General features: G+C 39.5%; 16 protein-coding genes. 11 read left to right on the top strand and 5 right to left on the bottom strand.

Annotated features, from left to right (window positions below; all coding sequences use genetic code 11):
- Positions 1–44 precede the first annotated feature (44 nt).
- Positions 45–2,465, top strand: coding sequence for an ABC transporter permease (locus EAX61_RS12185; RefSeq protein WP_121917979.1), 2,421 nt, complete (start codon positions 45–47; stop codon positions 2,463–2,465).
- 40 nt (positions 2,466–2,505) lie between these two features.
- On the opposite strand, the gene EAX61_RS16710 is transcribed toward EAX61_RS12185, so the two are convergent.
- Complete coding sequence (locus EAX61_RS16710; RefSeq protein WP_283806748.1) at positions 2,506–2,640, bottom strand: hypothetical protein; 135 nt, start codon at positions 2,638–2,640, stop codon at positions 2,506–2,508.
- A gap of 85 nt (positions 2,641–2,725) precedes the next feature.
- On the opposite strand from EAX61_RS16710, the gene EAX61_RS12180 reads away from it, so the two are divergent.
- The 5 genes from EAX61_RS12180 to EAX61_RS12165 all read left to right on the top strand — a co-directional run bounded on the left by EAX61_RS12180 (position 2,726) and on the right by EAX61_RS12165 (position 10,293).
- On the top strand, positions 2,726–5,173 hold the full coding sequence (locus tag EAX61_RS12180) for an FtsX-like permease family protein (protein ID WP_121917978.1): 2,448 nt from the start codon (positions 2,726–2,728) through the stop codon (positions 5,171–5,173).
- A 211-nt stretch (positions 5,174–5,384) separates the two neighbouring features.
- Positions 5,385–5,519 carry a hypothetical protein gene (locus tag EAX61_RS16705; RefSeq protein ID WP_283806747.1) on the top strand — a complete coding sequence of 45 codons (135 nt, stop codon included), beginning with the start codon at positions 5,385–5,387 and terminating at the stop codon, positions 5,517–5,519.
- An 11-nt stretch (positions 5,520–5,530) separates the two neighbouring features.
- On the top strand, positions 5,531–7,921 hold the full coding sequence (locus EAX61_RS12175; RefSeq protein ID WP_121917977.1) for an ABC transporter permease: 2,391 nt from the start codon (positions 5,531–5,533) through the stop codon (positions 7,919–7,921).
- A 252-nt stretch (positions 7,922–8,173) separates the two neighbouring features.
- A complete protein-coding gene (locus EAX61_RS12170) occupies positions 8,174–8,848 on the top strand; it encodes an ABC transporter ATP-binding protein (RefSeq protein WP_121917976.1) in 675 nt (224 codons plus the stop codon).
- Positions 8,849–8,877: 29 nt separating this feature from the next.
- On the top strand, positions 8,878–10,293 hold the full coding sequence (locus tag EAX61_RS12165; protein WP_121917975.1) for a TolC family protein: 1,416 nt from the start codon (positions 8,878–8,880) through the stop codon (positions 10,291–10,293).
- Here EAX61_RS12165 and EAX61_RS16565 read toward each other — a convergent pair.
- Entirely contained in the window at positions 10,290–10,766 is a 477-nt protein-coding gene (locus EAX61_RS16565) for a hypothetical protein (RefSeq protein WP_201739454.1), read from the bottom strand. The genes EAX61_RS12165 and EAX61_RS16565 overlap by 4 nt on opposite strands.
- 152 nt (positions 10,767–10,918) lie before the next feature.
- Between EAX61_RS16565 and EAX61_RS12155 the strand changes: the two genes are divergently transcribed.
- The 5 genes from EAX61_RS12155 to EAX61_RS12135 all read left to right on the top strand — a co-directional run bounded on the left by EAX61_RS12155 (position 10,919) and on the right by EAX61_RS12135 (position 14,199).
- Positions 10,919–11,143: a hypothetical protein gene (locus tag EAX61_RS12155; RefSeq protein ID WP_121917974.1), complete on the top strand. Its 225-nt coding sequence runs from the start codon at positions 10,919–10,921 to the stop codon at positions 11,141–11,143.
- Between the two features lie 140 nt (positions 11,144–11,283).
- On the top strand, positions 11,284–11,700 hold the full coding sequence (locus tag EAX61_RS12150; RefSeq protein ID WP_121917973.1) for an HYC_CC_PP family protein: 417 nt from the start codon (positions 11,284–11,286) through the stop codon (positions 11,698–11,700).
- A 120-nt stretch (positions 11,701–11,820) separates the two neighbouring features.
- Positions 11,821–12,591 (top strand): hypothetical protein, encoded by a 771-nt coding sequence (locus tag EAX61_RS12145; RefSeq protein WP_121917972.1) that lies wholly within the window; start codon positions 11,821–11,823, stop codon positions 12,589–12,591.
- Between the two features lie 19 nt (positions 12,592–12,610).
- Entirely contained in the window at positions 12,611–13,234 is a 624-nt protein-coding gene (locus EAX61_RS12140; RefSeq protein WP_121917971.1) for a heavy-metal-associated domain-containing protein, read from the top strand.
- Between the two features lie 95 nt (positions 13,235–13,329).
- Positions 13,330–14,199, top strand: coding sequence for an NHL repeat-containing protein (locus tag EAX61_RS12135; protein WP_121917970.1), 870 nt, complete (start codon positions 13,330–13,332; stop codon positions 14,197–14,199).
- A 63-nt stretch (positions 14,200–14,262) separates the two neighbouring features.
- Here EAX61_RS12135 and EAX61_RS12130 read toward each other — a convergent pair whose 3' ends face one another.
- The 3 genes from EAX61_RS12130 to EAX61_RS12120 all read right to left on the bottom strand — a co-directional run bounded on the left by EAX61_RS12130 (position 14,263) and on the right by EAX61_RS12120 (position 18,108).
- Entirely contained in the window at positions 14,263–15,216 is a 954-nt protein-coding gene (locus EAX61_RS12130; RefSeq protein WP_121917969.1) for an aldose 1-epimerase, read from the bottom strand.
- Positions 15,217–15,225: 9 nt separating this feature from the next.
- Positions 15,226–16,242: a UDP-glucose 4-epimerase GalE gene (gene galE / locus EAX61_RS12125; protein ID WP_121917968.1), complete on the bottom strand. Its 1,017-nt coding sequence runs from the start codon at positions 16,240–16,242 to the stop codon at positions 15,226–15,228.
- Positions 16,243–16,464: 222 nt separating this feature from the next.
- Positions 16,465–18,108 (bottom strand): solute:sodium symporter family transporter, encoded by a 1,644-nt coding sequence (locus EAX61_RS12120; protein ID WP_121917967.1) that lies wholly within the window; start codon positions 18,106–18,108, stop codon positions 16,465–16,467.
- Positions 18,109–18,261 lie beyond the last annotated feature (153 nt).

The raw sequence follows: 18,261 nt of genomic DNA, 5'->3' as shown, positions 1-18,261 counted from the left end.
AACCGAGCCCTGAGCGCAGTCGAAGGGCAAAAATTATAAAGACTATGTTCAAAAACAGTTTACGTATCGCACTTAGAGGTTTAAAGGGGAATCCACTTTTTACAGTATTAAATATAACTAGTCTAGTAGTGGGCTTGCTCGTGATATATATCGCGATAGGATATCTCAAGTTTGAAAATAGTTATGATGAATTTCACCAGAATAGCGACCATTTATATCGTGTGGGGAGAACTTACCGAGCCCAAGATTATGCGGTAGTAGGTTTTGGCAACTATAGTTCATCTGTAGGTGAGGAACAGCAAAAGCAAATAGCGGGAATTAAAAATGTCGCTGGGATTGAAAATGCGACTCAGTTTTTTGTAACGAACGATACGGAGTACTTGCGTTACAACAATGTGCAGATTGAACAAGATAAAATTTTATCCACAAATGCTGCCGCGGGATTTGTCGAGATGTTTACGTGGGAGCTCCTCGCGGGTAGTTTTGATAGATTTAAAAATCTAAGAAATACTGTAATTCTAAATGAAACTACGGCAGATAAACTCAAAGGTCAAGCAGATTTAAATAGCCTCATAGACGAACCAGTTACCATCGCAGGTCAAACGTTTACAGTTGCCGCTGTAATCAAGGATGTGCCAGCAAACTCACATTTTGACTATAACATTGCGACAAATGTAGAAAGAATAGATTATTGGGGAAGTCATATGTATGTACAGTTGCTACCCGCAACTAACCCTGATATTGTCACAAAAGGCTACAATGCTGAAATGCTGAAAATTGACCCATCACTTGCAACAAATAAAACCTACAAGGGAAATTTTCTTCAAAAAGTTACAGACATCCACCTTAAGTCTAATATTCTCTATGAATTAAAGCCTCCAGGTAATGCTAACTATATGTATTTAATAGGTGCTTTTGGGATTCTAATAATTCTCATCACGCTATTTAATTATGCAAATTTCACACTTGCGCTTAAAACCAAACAGTCTAAAGTCATAGGCGTACGTAAAGTGTTAGGCGCTTCTAGTAATAGGATTGCATCTCAATTTTTAATGGAAGCTGTTATACTTGTGTTGGTTTCGCTTCCAGTATTACTTATAACCATTTTTGTAGCCGTTCCATTTTTTAATGACTTTATGGGAGTTGCTTTAGCAAGCAATCCATTTTCTGATATAGGAGTATTTGCAATAGTGCTTGCCGTTGCGTTGGTTGTCGGGATTTTAGCAAGTCTGGCACCTGCTATTCTTTTATCATCTAAAAATACGCTAAGCCTTTTTAAAGAAAAACTTAGTGAGAAGCAGTTCGAACGTTTCTCGATGCGCAAGTATTTAATCGTAAGCCAGTTTGCAATATTGATAGGGGTGACATCGGTTTCATATTTTATGTATAAGCAAATCCAGTTTATTGAGAATAAAGATCTCGGTTTTCAGAAAGAAGGAATCTTGTTTGCCTATTCATCTCCCGATAATATTGATGTTTTCCAGCAACAATTAGAGGCGATTCCTGAAATTAAAAAGGTGGGAAACGGTTCTTCTTTTGGAATTGAAACATTCAACAACATACGTTATAAACTGGAAGGGTTAGAAACAATTTATGAGGATTCTAATCAGTTTTATCTGGATTATGATGCCGTGCAAGCGTATGACTTAAAGACAACGCTGGCGCCTTCCGTTTTTGAAAACATAGAAGAGCATACTCGCCGGACACTAATTAATAGGTCTGCGGCTACCCGTTTTGCAAAACTCAAAAGAATCTCTACTGATCAACTTATAGGAACGCAAATCATAACAGAACCTGATTATCAAAATGAAGATGGTTCGTACGGGTTCCCATTTACCATAGACGGTATTTATGAAGATATCAATGTGTTTTCTTTACGAGAATCTGTGGCGCCCTATTTCATTACAGTTTCAGATCGAGTTCGGATGGGTGGGATGAGCATTGTTTCTTATGATACTAATGCAACTGAAAGTACACTTGCCAAAATCAACGCTGCCTATGAAAAAATGGATAATACTTTCCCGCTGAATATTGAGTTTCTCGATGAGAATTTTCAACGACTGCACCAGACGGATACAAAAACTGCAACACTCGTTTTTGTTCTTAACGGTATAGCGATTTTTCTCGCAAGTATTGGGATTATAGGAATTACGCTACTCTTAATTGTGGGTAAAACGAAAGAGATTGGGATACGTAAGGTGCTTGGAGCGACGATTCCTCAAATTTTAAAACTTTCTGTTAGGGAGTATGTTTCTTTTGTAGTCATTGCTCTCATTGTAAGTACGCCGCTGGCGTGGTGGGTAACTCAGAATTGGTTAGATAATTTTGCATATCGCGTAGATATACAACCACTTACGTTCATTTTCGTAGGACTCGCTGTGTTAGCACTTGCCGCAACGATTGTCAGTGTTGTTTCATACAGATCTGCAGCAGCAAATCCTGTAAAGAGTTTAAAAACAGAATAATTCCTCTAGCCCCAAAGGGGAACAAATGGGGGAGTTAGAATTACGCTTTCGCGAAAGCGTAAAAAGAAAATATCACTAAGATGGACGGGATATCCGTCTCACGGATATTAAGTGAAAACATAAGCACAATCAAAGGTGGTTGAGTGATTTTATCATTTCGTGAAAGCGAAATCATAAAATTGTATCGAAACCTCCGGAATAAAATTAGCAATTGCGAAGTACGGAATGAGATTTCCACCTTCGCGGAAGTGAAAAAAAATATGATAAGCAATTATTTCAAAATAGCGTGGCGCAATCTGTGGAAGCACAAAGTGTTTTCTGCAATTAACATCATTAGCCTTTCTATAGGATTAAGCGCGGCTTTTGTCATCGGGATGATGGTGTATTATGATTTTACGTTCGATACGTTTCATAAAGACGGGGATAGAATTTATAGAATAGTCTCTGACTTTGAATCACCGGATGGTTTGAGTTATAACCCGGGCGTCCCGATACCACTTCGCCTAACTGCTAAAACAGATCTTCCTGGAATAGAAGCAGCAGGTTACTTCTATACCTGGAACGCTAATTCTGTAAAATCCAAAAGTATGGACGAGGAGTTCAAAAGGCCTACTTTTATGGTGTTTGCAGAGGCAGACTATTTTGACATTTTTACGTATAAGTGGCTTGCCGGAACTAAGGAAGGACTTTTTAAAAATCCCAATGAGGTGGTGCTTTCGCAAAAACGAGCTCAACGTTATTTCCCTAACCAAGAACCTAGTGATATTATCGGTAAGGAGCTTGTCTATAACGATTCCATACGAACAGTTGTCAAAGGTGTAGTAGCAAATTTTGACAAACGTACAGACATCGTTTTTGAAGAATTTATCTCCCTTCCTACAGCTATACAAACGGGACAAAAAGATGCCGTTGTAGACGGGCAATGGGGATGGACAAACTCGTCAAGTCAAGTCTTTGTAAAGTTAACACCTGCCGCTCGTATCGAACTTATTGAACGTGAACTAGAAGAAATCTCTTTAAAAAATAGGGATAAATATGCTAAGGAATTTAACCAGAAACAATATTTTAAACTACAGCCTCTAAGTGATATTCATTTTAATGAAAACTATGGGATTTATGATTATAATCAAGAACAAGCAAACAAAGAAACGCTAGTAGGTCTTGCTATCGTTGCGCTATTCCTTCTGCTTCTAGGCTGCGTGAACTTTATTAACCTTAACACCGCGCAAGCGGCACAGCGAGCAAAAGAAATAGGAATACGCAAAACATTAGGTGGTTCTAAAAAACAACTCATTGCGCAGTTTCTAGGAGAAACATTTATTCTCACCTTAATAGCAACAATTGTATCTATCATACTCGCCATTTGGTTACTACAGGTTTTTAGTGATTTTGTACCCGCCCAATTCGATATTAGTCTTTTGTTAAATCCTATAGTAATTACCGCTATAATTGTTTTGTTAGTCATTGTTACAATACTTTCTGGATTTTATCCGAGTCTGGTATTATCAAGATTTCAACCCGCGAAAGTATTAAAAGGTCAAGAAGTTAGTGCGGGCGACAAAAACAACTTACGCAAGTTCCTAACGGTATTTCAATTTTCAATTGCTCAGATTTTTATTATAGCAACCTTACTTGTAAGTAAGCAAATCTATTTTTTAATGAGTCAGGATATGGGTTTTAAAACTACAGCTATTGCCTACATTCAAACCCCCTGGAGCGATGCTGGAATTACAAAGAAGCAAGTCCTCGCAAATGCGATAAAGACGATTCCCGGATTAAAAGATGTCAGTTTAGGAGGCTCACCTCCAGCATCATTCAGTGAGCATTCTGGTGGGATGCAATTATTAGATGGGGATAAGGATATACGTATGGAGGTCGAGCTTATTTATGGTGACCACCGTTATCTAGAATTGTACGATATACAACTTTTAGCTGGTCGTAAACCTTTAAATGATACAATAAATGAGTTTGTAATTAATCAGACTGGGCTTGAAAAGTTTGGTTTTCAGAATCCTCACGATATTATTGGAAAAACTTTAAAAAGAGATGGAGAGGATATAGAAATTGTAGGGGTTATGAGTGATTTTAATCAGCGCTCATTAAGGAGTGGCGTATCACCTATGGTTTTTAGCGGTGACCTACAAAGGAGCTGGCGCTCTATGTATAAAAATGTACACCTCTCCTTACCAGCAAGTGATACAGAAAGCTGGCAAAAAATACTTGCAAGTGTCGAAGGAAAATACTTAAGTATTTATCCCGAGGCACAATTTAAAGTGCAATTTATGGATGAAACGATAGCTAGATTTTATGCGAGAGAACAACGAATCTCAAACCTCTTAAATTGGTCCACAGGACTCTCAGTAGTAATTAGTTGTCTAGGTTTGTTCGGATTAGTTATACACACCACAGAACGGAGAACCAAAGAAATAGGCATACGCAAAGTTTTAGGCGCTTCTCTGCTACAACTAAACACCTTACTCTGTAAAGATTTTCTAATACTAGTAGGTATTGCATTTATTATCGCTCTACCATTGGCTTATCTGGGAATAAAAAGCTGGCTTCAAGACTATGCTTACAAAACCGAAATGAGCTGGTGGGTATTTGCCCTGAGCGGTATTGCGATGGTTGTTGTGGCTCTCGTCATAATGAGTATAAGAACCATCTCCACCGCGATGAAAAATCCTGTGGAAAGTCTGAAAACGGAGTAAATACTTTAGCCAAAAAGGGGGGATGCTTGGTCTTGGCTTTATTACACTTTACCGCTGTGCTCTCTCTTTGGTCGTGTTTTTTTGAGTTCGCTTTCGCGAAAGCGTATCCAGAAAAACAACCTGTATCACTACCGAACGCGAGTGTATCATTATCGAACAGTCTATTCTTTCGATTTAGTTGTAAAGTATTGATAAATAGAAACTTACAGTTTTGGCATCATTGTTACCTTTATTAGAACAGATTGGGAAATGGGTAGTTTTCCGCTTTCGCGAAAGCGTAATATCACACCTCTTAAAAGGAAATAACACTAGTGAAAAATGGGATGAAATTCCAGACGTCGCATAAAAGACAAAACTATGTTTAAGAACCACATTAAAATTGCTTGGCGAAACTTACGATCAGACCCTAAGTTTTCTGTACTCAATATTCTAGGCCTTTCTGTGGGACTAGCGATAACATTACTGCTTTTTTTATTTATAAGTCACGAGCGCAGTTTTGACACGATGTATGCTCAAAAAGAAAATATACAGCGTGTCCTTCTCTTTACAGATGGCGACCAGGGCGAAGAAACGTGGACAAACGCTCCCGCAGCCCTCGCTCCAGCAATTGTGGCAGACATTCCTGAGGTTAAGAAAGCATCACGTATGTATCGTCATAACTTTGGCGGAAATGCTTTTGTAAAAGCTGGAGACGAGCAGTTTATAGAAAAGGATTTGTACTGGGCAGACGCCGAGTTGTTCCAAATTTTTAATGTCCCCTTCCTGCGTGGCAATGGTCAAAAAGCGTTAGATAAGCCTAATGCAGTTGCACTTTCTCAAAGTCGTGCTTTACAGTATTTTGGAACGATAGATATTATAGGGAAAACCCTAAACATAGATAATGGCCTCGAACTTGAAGTGACCGGAGTATACGAAGATTTGCCTAGCAACAGCACCCTAGATGCGGCAATGGTAGGCTCTTTTAAAACCCTCAATTTTTATAAAAACCCTTCTTGGAGTAATTCTAGTTTTGAAACCTACATATATACAGTAGACAACACAAACATAGATGAGGTTGTAAGTAAGATCCAAACAACTTTAAATAAGAATGTGGTTAAAGAAGACCAATGGTACTCCTTCGGCTTACAACCGTTGGAGGAGGTCCACTTATATTCTGGAGGTTACCTGGATAGTTACAGCAAGCGTGACGGGGATATTAATGAAGTGCGCAATCTCACACTACTAGCTTTTCTTATACTTATTATTGCCTGCATTAATTATATGAATCTTACGACAGCGCGCTCTCAAAAGCGCACAAAAGATGTAGGCATAAGTAAAACGTTAGGAGCATCTACACAAAGCCTCATACTCAGATTTTATACGGAAACATTTTTAATTACTGGGATTGCTATTGCACTTGGGATTGTACTCACTATAGTTGCACTACCATTTTTTAACGATATTACAAGCAGAACGATAGTTGTAGCAGAGGTACTCTCTCCTACCTTTCTTTTCTTGCTCCTAGGCGTATGGATTATTACTACGCTAGTGGCTGGATCGTACCCAGCATTACATCTCTCTAAATTTTCACCCAAAGAAATAATGAACCCCTCTCCAGCTAGAAAGGGAGCAGCAAAATTAGTGCGCAAAGGACTTGTGGTGGTGCAGTTTGCCGCCTCAGTCATATTAATTGTGAGCGTTGCTGTTATGTACAAACAAATGACGTTTATGCAGACGAAGGACTTAGGTTTTAACCCTAATCAAGTCTTGGCCATAAACGCAACAGTTGCATTAGAGAACAAGTCTGAAGATGCGCTCCTTAATAAATTTAAAAACAACCCTATAGTCCAGAGTGTATCACTCGCACAGGGCTACCCGGGACTAGGTGTAAGTGGCCGCACACTGCGTAAAAACGACCAAGATGAATCTGGGACCAATCTCCAAACCAATCATAGTGATGCAGCCATTGTAGATGTACTCAATTTAAAGCTACTTGCTGGACAACCGTTGCCCAGAGTAAAGCAACGCTCAGATACTATTGTAGAGGTGTTATTAAACAAAAAAGCGGTAGCATATCTAGGCCTTAGTCCAGAAGAAGCCATAGGTAAAAAAATAAACGCACAGTTAGGAAGTAATGCCTACATAAGAGGCGTGGTAGACGATTTTAACTTCACCTCACTACGTGCACCCATAGGCGCTTATGCTTTTCATAATAGGCCTATAGGAGAATATAAAAACTATTTATTGGTACGCTTTCGCGAAAGCGACCTCTCAACAACATTATCTACTTTTGAAGCAGATTTTAAAGAGATCATTCCTGGCGGAGCATTTGATTATTCGTTCTTAGATAAAAACACAGAAAAACTTTACGAAGCCGAACAGCGTACAGCGCAAATAGGACTTATTTTTTCTATCCTAGCCATCTTTGTAGCCTGTCTCGGTCTTTTCGGCCTAGCAGCATTTACCGCAGAGCAACGCGACAAGGAAATCGGTATACGTAAAGTACTAGGCGCAAGTGTTTTTGGCATTACAAAACTACTATCTACAGACTTTATCAAGCTCGTGGGAATAGCGTTAATCATTGCCTTTCCGCTAGCATATTATGTGATGAATAATTGGCTACAGGAATTTGCCTATCGTATTTCTATAGGCTGGGAGCCATTCATCTTTACAGGACTTTGTGCACTATTTGTGGCGTTACTCACCGTGAGTTTACAAAGTATAAAAGCCGCGCTCAGAAACCCAATAGGTGCTTTAAGGAAAGAATAATTTTGAGTACGCTTTAGCGAAAGTGTATAAAAAGCACAACACTAAGGTGCAAGAGATATCCGCCTTCGCGGATATAGCCAAATCAAAGGTGGTTGAGTGATCCCGACGCCCCCTGAGCGCCTGCACTGTGTAGCCGAAGCGTGAGTCGGAAGGGAAGCGAGGCTTGTATCGAAAACTTTAGAATGAAAATAATAATCGTGATAGGCGGGATGAGATTTCCGCCTACGCGGAAATGACAACAAAAATACACTTATGCTACTACAACTAAAAAACATCTACAAATGGGTCACACAAGGTGGCCGAAGAATCTTTCTTTTAAATGATTTAAACCTCGAGGTACAAGAGGGCGAGTTTATTTCCATTATGGGGCCTTCTGGCTCTGGGAAATCTACTTTGCTTAATGTGATTGGGATGTTGGATGGTTTTCAAGAAGGAGAATATGATTTTCTGGACGAGCCTGTGCACGCGATGAAAGAGAAGAGCAGGTCAAAACTTTATAAGGAATATATTGGTTTTGTTTTCCAACAATACCATTTGATCGATGAGCTTACGGTGTACGAAAACATTGAGACGCCCTTGCTCTATAAAAATGTAAAAAGTTCAGAACGCAAAGCGCTGGTGGCAGATATGCTGGACCGTTTTAATATCGTGGGAAAAAAGGATCTGTTTCCGAGCCAATTAAGTGGAGGGCAACAACAACTCGTAGGAATTGCGCGAGCACTCGTCGCAAAGCCCAAACTCATACTGGCAGATGAGCCTACGGGGAATCTCAACTCACAACAGAGTACGGAGATTATGGAACTTTTTAGAGACTTAAATAAAGAAGGTGTCACCATTATTCAGGCAACACACTCGGAGTCTAATGCTTCTTATGGGACACGTACGATTCATCTTTTAGATGGGATGCGGGACCGTTCGAAGGAATAGAGGATAAACGTCAATCAAAAATAATCAGGATGAAATATAGAATTTTAATAGGGCTTGTGCTTTTTGGGTCTACTCACATTTTTGCGCAAAGCAAAACATATACACTCGAAGATTGCCTCAAGATTGCATTTAAAAACAATCTTGATCTGGAAGCAGCACAGCTTACTTATGAAACAGCAAGTGTAAATTATAAGCAAAATCGCAACGCCCTGTTGCCTAGTATAAATGGAGATTACAATCTCGGTATTTCTAGAGGACGGAGCATTGACCCGTTTACAAATGACTTTGTAAACGAGGAACTCACTTTTTCAAATGCTCGATTGGGTCTAGATGCGGTAGTCTTTAACGGTTTTCGATTACTGAATAGCCTTAAACAATCCAAGCTCAACCGCGCGGCAAGTGAGATGGAAACAGCTGAGGCAAAGCAAAACTTGGCCATTAATGTTACTCTAGCCTTTCTTCAAGTGCTTAATGCGCGAGACGTTGTAAGCCTCACGGCAACGAGACTTGAAAGTACAAATGAGCAGGTAAAGCGATTAGAAACACTGTTTGCAGAAGAAACTGGAAATCCAGCTGAATTTCGCGACCTGCAGGGGCAAATTTCTAATGACGAGGCGGCGCTTATTCTAGCAAGAAATAATCTGAAAACGGCAACACTCAATCTGAACCAATTACTGAATACGTCCGAAAAAATAGAGGCTTCTCAACTTGATATTCTCATTAATTTTCAACCCTATGAAGCTTCCGTGCAAGAAGTTTTTGCAAGCGCACAGGAGAATTTCCCAACCTTTAAAGCGCGTAGTTTGAGAGTTCAAGCGGCTCAAAAAGGAGTAGCAGTGGCCCGTGCTCAGTATATTCCAGAAATTAACGTTTTTGCAAATTTGGGTACAAACTACTCGAGTGCGGCGCGTTTATTTACAGAGAGCGGAACCGCAATACAGGAGACTGGAGACTTTGTAAATCTGGATAACCAGACGATTCCAGTGCTTACAAATCAGACTTCATTTACTGCAGAGGAAATTACATACCGAGATCAGTTTGATAATAACCTCAATTCGGTAATGGGAGTAGCTGTCAGTGTACCAATATTTAATGGTTTTCGAGCGAAAAATAATATCGCTCTGGAAAAAATTAAAAAGCAAGAAGCTCAGGTTGCTCTAGAAAGAACGGAAATAGAGATTAAACAAGCCATCGAGCAATCTTATAATACGATGCAAGCCGCATATGATCGCTATAATGTTTTAGAAAAGCAGGTTGCAGCCTACGCAGAATCTTTTCGGATTAATGAGATCCGTTTTGAAAATGGAGTTTCTACAAGTGTTGAATATATTGCTAGCAAGAATAATCTAGAGAATGCTCAAGTGAGCTTGGCAACTGCAAAGTACGAGTATGAGCTTCAAGTAAGAATTTTAAATTACTATCAAACAGCAGGTGTAGCTATTTAAAAAGCGCAACCTGCAGGTTGTGGCGCGCTATTCTCTAATGCTGTGGCAAATCCATCGGGAAAGGTATACCCTGTAAAACCTCCTACGGCAGAACCCCGAAAACCGTTTACACTGTATCCAGTCGTATTCATATGTAAGCGTACAAGTACAGTTTGGTTTGCGTCAATCTCCACAGGACCACCAGAGCGTGTAAAAGGTTGCTCATCCACATGGCTATGTGCCAGAATACGACGATAAAGTAGGTCGCCAGTGAGAGATAGTACTTCCCACCAGTCTGCATATTGATCACAACCTGTATCTGGACTTTGAACTGTTACATTAAAGGTGTAAGCATTTGCCACACCATCTACCACTACACCGGTGATGCTTGGGGTAGTGCCAGTGGTACCATCATTTGTAGTGGACTCATCATTGCTTTGCGCACAGGATACGGCAATGCACATTAAAAATATTAAGAAAAGCCTCTTTTTCATAGTTTGGTTTTAGCTAAAATTACGCGTTTTAAACATAATGAATGCTCAATTCTGTCCTCCATAAAAGAAAAATTTCTGTACATAGCAAGAATCTATGCAATTAATTTGGTCAAAATATTAATAAGCGCTTAATTTGTCCAAAATTATTGTACATGGATATTTTAAATGAAGCCCTCGCATTTGAAAATGAAAAGATGAGCAACATGTCTACCAGTGACAGAGTTGTAGCTTCTCGAGAAGCAAAGCGTCTTATATTAGCATTGAACGAGGTTTATAAAACGACGAAAGACAGTGAATTAATGGACGTTATGAAACGTCTCACTGAAAAAAAGCGCAAAATAGAGAAGCGATTGAAGGGAAGACCGGATCCCGCTTAGTAAATAACCCCCTAAAGAAAAAGAGATTTATCGTGAGATAAGTCTCTTTTTTATGCAAATACCTCACGCCTCGGGAATTAAGCATAAATTAATGCTAATTAATTTGCTTTAGGCGCGATTTTTGTAATTTTACACATTAAATGAAACAATTCTTACGTCAGATAACAGCTTTCTTACTCGCATTTCTTGTGGTCGGGTCTACATCTTCTTTCAGTATTGCAAAGCACTACTGTGGAGGACACTTGATGGATGTGGCGTATTTTGGTGATGCCCAGCCTTGTGCAATGGAAATGGCACTAGCAAACCGTTACGGATGTGACCAAGAAGTAAAATCTGACTGTTGCAAGGATGAGAAGATAATTATAGAAGGTCAAGATGAACTCAAAATACAATTTGAGTCATTTTCTTTAGACCAAATCGTTTTTGTTTCAGCATTTACGTATTCTTACGTAGATTTATTTCAAGGGCTAGAACAATACTTTGTTCCTTTTGACGGCTATCCGCCACCATTGATTACGCACGACTTCCAAAGCCTCTTCGAGCAGTATTTGATTTGATTTAGCATCCGCGATTGCGGACTTAATATGGCGTTCATACCTTAAACAGAAATGTGCGCGCTTGGGACTCCACTTCTTGTGTAGTCTCCATTTTAAGAAACTATAATCAAAAACACAATTATGAAATATATTATAACAGGGATTATGCTTGTTTGCGCTTTCGCGAAAGCGTACTCACAAGGACCTCCTATTACAGCAGATAAGCCTATAATGCTGGGAGGTAATAGTTTTACAACAAAAACATTAATAGAGTATAGGGATACGGAGCGGCTTTCGGCGCTTTACGTGCCGCTTATGCTACACTATTTACCAACGTCTAATTCTCTTGTAGCAGTACATCTACCTTATATAGATTACGATTTTAAAGATGGGGCAGCAGGAGGTAATGCTCTTGCCGATATTAAGGTGTTAGGGAAGTATCAATTCTTTAGAAAAGATGCTACGGGTAAGACCTTTAGAATGGTGGCAAAGACATTACAAACATTGCCCACCGGAGAAGAACTCGATATTATGGAACTCAGCACCGGAAAATATGCTGGATATTACGGTCTTGTATCGGGCTACGAAACCTTGAAGTATGGAATTTCTACTGAAGTAGGATACAACTGGATGCCAGACGGAACCTTAGATGAATTTAGAGCAAAACTAGGTTTTGGGCTACCACTTCTAAAACCGCAATACCCCAACAAGCAGTTAAATCTTTATTTTGAGTATACAAATGCGCTCTTGGTAGAGCGGGATTGGTATCAATTGCTCTATGCACAGGGGATACAATATGCAGGGAAGAATATGACTTTTGACCTTGCTGTACAATTGCCTTTGATTCAGAATATGCCTAATGATAGAGAGCTTAATTATAGCATTTTTGCTGGGGCTCGTTACACATTTTAAAAAATAAAAGAAGAAGATTATGAAAACAACAATGATAACTTTAGTAATTGCGCTATTCACCACGATGGGGATGCAAGCGCAGAAAGCAATGGACCAATTTGAAATCCAAGTAGACGGTTTGGGGTGTCCATTTTGTGCCTACGGACTCGAGAAAAAATTCAAAGAATTTAAGGGTATTAAAAAGGTGGCTATAGATATTGAGACGGGAGACTTTAGTTTCCAGTATCCTGCCGAAAAAGCCCTTACTATGGATGACATTACAAAGCAAGTGGAGAAGGCGGGTTACACACCCATAACCTCTAAAATCACAAGAGCAAATGGTAGTGTAGAAACTTCAAAGGCAAATAACACAGAGCTCTCCGCTACCAGCGAGATTGTTACTCAAAAGATTCTTGTAGCTGGTAAATGTGGGATGTGTGAGGCTCGTATAGAGAAAGCTTCAAACGGTATTCTTGGAGTGACCGAAGCATCTTGGAAAGAAGAACAGAATATGCTTGAGGTGACCTTTGACAAGAGCCAGACGACGCTGGATGCTATCCAGAAAGCAGTCGCGCAAGCTGGTCACGATACAAAAGCCCATAAAGCAACAAAGCAGGCATATAAAGATCTGCCGGCGTGTTGTAAATACCAACGTTTACAGTAATAAGTATTAATGCCTTTTATCCCTAAAAGGCACGAATGGAACTTGCGCATTTCCCCCAAGTGTTGCGGTTCCATTCTTCTTAAAGAATTTAAACGATGAAACAAATATATAATTTAGCAATTCTCGCTTTTATAATAGCGGGTTGCACATCTCAGGATAAAGATCAAACTTGGCAACTATCAGAAACCATTGCGCTAGAAGGTGTAAATCCCATAGGTATAGCAGCTAGCGATAATGGGATATGGTTAAGCGATGGAGACCATAATCGGGTGGTGTTAATAGATGATAATGGGAAAACTTTAAAGGTTATAGACTCATTAGACCGACCTATGCATATTGCCACAGAAGGAAATGAGATCATTATTCCGCAATATGGTAATGATGAGGTAATACGCTTTCGCGAAAGCGCAAAAACAGTAATCACAACAAAAGATAGCTTAGACGCGCCCGCTGGCGTAGATGTGCGTGGGAATGAAATCGCAATTGCCGATTTTTATAACAATAAAATCCATTACTCTAGTAACGGGACAGACTGGATGACCTTTGGAAAAGAAGGTAAAGCAGATGGAGACTTTTATTATCCTACGGATGTTCAAATTACCGAAAATGAAATTTGGGTAGCAGATGCTTATAATAATAGAGTACAATCATTTACAAAAAATGGAACGCATATAAGAACAGTAGGTGTAGACCAAGATTTAAATGCTGCGACTGGAATTTTTGTAACCGAAAACGAGATTTTTGTTACTGATTTTGAGAATAATCGTATTGTAGTTTTTGATATGGCCGGACGGTTCAAGCAAGAGATCAAGGATGGTATTTCTAAACCTACGGATGTTTTAGTGAGAGAAAATAAGCTTTATGTGACAAATTACAAAGGAAGTAATCTTACAGCTTACACTTTAAAGGAAGCGTTAGACGTTATACCAGAAGAGGAGCACGATCACGATGACCACGAGCATTAAGAGTTTTAAGAGTAAGAATTATAAAAACGAGGCTGTAGGCCTCGTTTTTATAAGGAAGTCTACTCAAGTAAGGGCAATCTCAAAGTAAGACGTGTAAGTGTCTTCAGGTTCTAAAAATAGAATTCCTTTGTCATTATTAAATGCATCTGGCGCACAAGTCATAGGCTCTACCGCAATGCTATTTCTGTCTGGCGAAGTATATAGTTGCAAAAAATTATAACGGCCTTCAGAATTTTCCTGACGGATCTCGATGTTGAGGTTCTTAATAGGGTCGATGATACGCGTTACGGCCATCTTATGATTAGGACTTAGTACAAAACAATGGTCTAGCGTTGTTGTACCTAAGGTATAGGCTTTTAAAAATCTCAAATCTGGAGTTGTATTTCCAGTAGGGATCATTCGGTTGTTGAGTTCTAAAGATGAGGTGCCTGGATGTTGCACCAACAATTTGTTTATTGATGTACCTGTATTAATATAAGGATGTGAGCCTAATCCAAAAAGAAATTTCTTGTCATCATTATTGCGAACCCGAGTTTCTACGAGCAGCTTATTTTTAAAAATTGTGTAAGTAATTGCAATGGTATACAGGAACGGAAAACCAGGATGACGAGTATTTGTGGAGTATGAAAATTCCGCTTTCGCGAAAGCAGAATCTGTCTCAGTTTTTTGTAGTTCAAAAGGTTTGTTAAAAATCAAACCGTGCAATGCATTGTAGTTTGAAGTTTCATTACAATTTAATTTTAATTTATCCCCATTAAAGGAATAGCGACCACCATCTATCCGATTAGGAAAGGGGAATAAATGCGAGCCAGAGAAGTAGGGAATAGATTGCTCTGTAAATTCATGAGCAGTATGTGCACTCCAAAGCAAGGCGTGTGATTTGCCGTTTTTTAAAAGATTAAGATGGTTAAGCTGTGCCCCGTGATCGGGAATACAGCTCACACAAACGCCTGTATTAATATCCTCAAGAAAAACTTCTGTAAAGGTTCCTAAAAATCTTTTCTTGATTGCAAACATTCCCGGTAATTAGCCACGTACTTTTTGCTCCCATTCCCAAGCCGAAGCTAACGCTTCATCTAGAGTGCTTTGCGATTTCCAGCCCAAATCATTGTTTGCTTTTGAAGTGTCAGCATAAGCTGCGGTGACATCGCCAGAGCGTTTTGCTACGATCTTATAATTAAGCTTTTTACCAGATACACTCTCAAAAGATCTAATAACTTCAAGCACAGAACTTCCAGTACCTGTACCGATATTAAAAACTTCGTAGTTGTCTTTATTATTTTGTTTTATCAATCGTTCTAACGCAATGACGTGAGCTTTTGCTAGATCTACAACGTGTATGTAATCCCTCACCGCGGTGCCATCTGGGGTAGGATAATCATTGCCAAAAACAGATAACTGCTCTCGCAGCCCAATACCTGTTTGCGTAATAAAAGGAACTAAGTTTGCGGGTACGCCTAGAGGAAGTTCACCTATCTCCACACTAGGATGTGCTCCTATAGGATTAAAATAGCGTAAGGCGATAGCTTTAATTTGTGGATTCACTTTACAAGTGTCTCTTATGATTTCTTCTCCTATTTGCTTAGTGTTTCCGTAAGGGGACTCGGCAGGTTTGATAGGAGCATTTTCAGTAATAGGAAGCTCATCTGCTTGTCCATAAACCGTACACGAAGAACTGAATATGAAGTTTGCGCTTTCCTTTTTCTTGAGTTCCTGTAAAAGATACACTAGCGTTCCTATATTGTTTTCATAATAGAGGAGAGGCTCTTTTACGCTTTCTCCTACTGCTTTTGACGCAGCAAAGTGAATTAATCCAGAAGCATCTTGATGACGCTCAAAAAACTCTTGGACTTTGACTTTTTCACGTAAATCAAACTCTTCAAAAACAGGTGCAATGCCAGTTATCTTTTCTATTCCTTTAAGGACTTCTTTTGAGGAGTTAGAGCAATTATCTACAATGACCACCTCATAGCCTTTGTTCTGTAACTCTACGACCGTGTGCGACCCTATAAATCCTAATCCTCCTGTGACTATAACTTTCATTCTATTTCTGCATTCAATTTAATATACGCTACGGCAATCCCTATAACTATCGGGACTCATCCCCTAAGCTCAATATTTGTTTACAAAATCTCAAAATCTTTTTTTCGCAAGCAAAAAAATAGTTTTTTCGACTACCGACTACCGACTACCGACTACCGACTACCGACTACCGACTACCGACTACCGACTACCGACTACCGACTACCGACTACCGACTACCTTTTAAAATATCAAATAAGTGCTCAATACCAGTAACACAATCAGTCCACCCACTATCCAAGCATACTTCCACGGAGTGGTATCTATGGCTTGTGTTTGTTTAGGGACGTAAATATCGGTTTTAGGTTTTACAGCTCCTACGATGAGCATAATGATAATATTTACTACAAACAGGATTCCCATTACGTGTAGGAAGTGTGGGAAGGCTTCGGCTTTAATAACCGCGAGTTGCGCCACATCTGAAATGCCAGCAGCTGTGGCCTCTGCAAGTGCAGCTTCTTGATAACTAGGTCTCATAAATATCGTAGCAACATACATAATCACCCCTGCAATCATCACAATTTTTGCCCCGAGAGCCGGAACTCTTTTGGTTACAATTCCTACGAGAACAACTGCCAGAATAGGTACACTCAGACTTCCTAATGCTTGCTGGATGTAATCAAAAAGTCCTGCAGGAGCCTTTGCAATAAAAGGAGCAATAATCATTGCAACAATGGCTAGCCCGAGTCCAAAGAACTTCCCTGCACGCACTGCACGATGCTCAGAAGCTTCACGATTAAAAAACTTCTTATAAAGATCAAAACCAAATAATGTCGCACTACTGTTCAATAAACTATTAAATGAACTTAGTACAGCCCCAAAGAGAACAGCAGCAAAGAATCCTACTAGGGCAGGAGGAAGTACTTCTTTTACAAGTTCTGGATATGCTTTATCTGCCGAGCTCAAATCGCCCTGAAAAACGTGCCAAGCTATTATACCTGGAAGCACAACAATAATGGGGATAAGAAATTTTACAAAGGCAGCGAGCATCATTCCTTTCTGACCTTCTTTTAAACTTTTTGCACCAAAAACACGTTGTAATATTGCCTGATTTGTTCCCCAATAGTACATCTGAGCAATCATCATTCCTGTAAAAATAGTTCCTACAGGAATAGAGGAGGTGACATCTCCAGTCACATCAAATTTATCTTGATTTTCTGTCCAGAGTATATCTAGACCGTCTACCATGCTGCCATCTCCTATAAGTTTAAGACCAAAATAAGGGATTAACAATCCGCCTATTAACAATCCAATTGCGTTTACGAGGTCAGAAACCGCCACGGCCTTTAAACCTCCAAAAATCGCATATATAATCCCGATAATACCTATGGTCCAAACGCAAACAGTAATCGTCGCCCCGTCAGATAGACCTAATAGTGCAGGTAAATCAAACATTGTACTGAAGGCTAACGAACCTGAATAAAGAATGGTAGGTAAAAGCACGATTCCAAAGGCGATAAGAAAAAGGATAGACAATATAGCTTTTGTATTTTCATCAAAACGCTCTTCTATAAATTCTGGAATTGTAGTGATCCCTTTATGCATATATTTAGGAAGGAAGTACACAGCCGTAATGACCATTGCAATTGCTGCTAGTGTTTCCCAGGCCATTACTAAGATTCCTTCGGAAAATGCTTGCCCGTTGAGCCCTACAATTTGCTCTGCAGAGAGGTTTGTGAGTAATAAAGAACCCGCAATGGTAAGTGCTCCGAGGCTTCGACCGCCCAGATAATATCCGTCTGCACTTTTTTCATCTGTACCGCGTGTTTTCCACCAAGCGTAGCCCGCAACGAGCAAAGTAAATCCTAGAAATGTAATGAGTCCCATATATGTTGTTGTTAATTTGTCAAGCCTCTAAAATATGTAATTTTAAGACAATATTAAGGTTTGTGATGACGCTTTCGTAAAAATGTGATGCTCTTCAAACCATTTCTATTGAATAACAATCCTTCCGATTTCAAATCCCTGAGAATTCAATTT

This window comes from Dokdonia sinensis (assembly GCF_003688895.1).
Lineage (GTDB): Bacteria > Bacteroidota > Bacteroidia > Flavobacteriales > Flavobacteriaceae > Dokdonia > Dokdonia sinensis.
The sequence above is the reverse complement of the archived record's forward strand: the minus strand, read 5'-3'. Positions and strand labels throughout refer to the sequence as shown.

Excerpts from the sequence above, each read along its gene's own strand:
- EAX61_RS12185 (WP_121917979.1), top strand. The coding sequence starts at position 45 with ATGTTCAAAAACAGTTTACGTATCGCACTTAGAGGTTTAAAGGGGAAT.
- EAX61_RS16710 (WP_283806748.1), bottom strand. The coding sequence starts at position 2,640 with ATGATTTCGCTTTCACGAAATGATAAAATCACTCAACCACCTTTGATT.
- EAX61_RS12180 (WP_121917978.1), top strand. The coding sequence starts at position 2,726 with ATGATAAGCAATTATTTCAAAATAGCGTGGCGCAATCTGTGGAAGCAC.
- EAX61_RS12175 (WP_121917977.1), top strand. The coding sequence starts at position 5,531 with ATGTTTAAGAACCACATTAAAATTGCTTGGCGAAACTTACGATCAGAC.
- EAX61_RS12170 (WP_121917976.1), top strand. The coding sequence starts at position 8,174 with ATGCTACTACAACTAAAAAACATCTACAAATGGGTCACACAAGGTGGC.
- EAX61_RS12165 (WP_121917975.1), top strand. The coding sequence starts at position 8,878 with ATGAAATATAGAATTTTAATAGGGCTTGTGCTTTTTGGGTCTACTCAC.
- EAX61_RS16565 (WP_201739454.1), bottom strand. The coding sequence starts at position 10,766 with ATGAAAAAGAGGCTTTTCTTAATATTTTTAATGTGCATTGCCGTATCC.
- EAX61_RS12155 (WP_121917974.1), top strand. The coding sequence starts at position 10,919 with ATGGATATTTTAAATGAAGCCCTCGCATTTGAAAATGAAAAGATGAGC.
- EAX61_RS12150 (WP_121917973.1), top strand. The coding sequence starts at position 11,284 with ATGAAACAATTCTTACGTCAGATAACAGCTTTCTTACTCGCATTTCTT.
- EAX61_RS12145 (WP_121917972.1), top strand. The coding sequence starts at position 11,821 with ATGAAATATATTATAACAGGGATTATGCTTGTTTGCGCTTTCGCGAAA.
- EAX61_RS12140 (WP_121917971.1), top strand. The coding sequence starts at position 12,611 with ATGAAAACAACAATGATAACTTTAGTAATTGCGCTATTCACCACGATG.
- EAX61_RS12135 (WP_121917970.1), top strand. The coding sequence starts at position 13,330 with ATGAAACAAATATATAATTTAGCAATTCTCGCTTTTATAATAGCGGGT.
- EAX61_RS12130 (WP_121917969.1), bottom strand. The coding sequence starts at position 15,216 with ATGTTTGCAATCAAGAAAAGATTTTTAGGAACCTTTACAGAAGTTTTT.
- galE (WP_121917968.1), bottom strand. The coding sequence starts at position 16,242 with ATGAAAGTTATAGTCACAGGAGGATTAGGATTTATAGGGTCGCACACG.
- EAX61_RS12120 (WP_121917967.1), bottom strand. The coding sequence starts at position 18,108 with ATGGGACTCATTACATTTCTAGGATTTACTTTGCTCGTTGCGGGCTAC.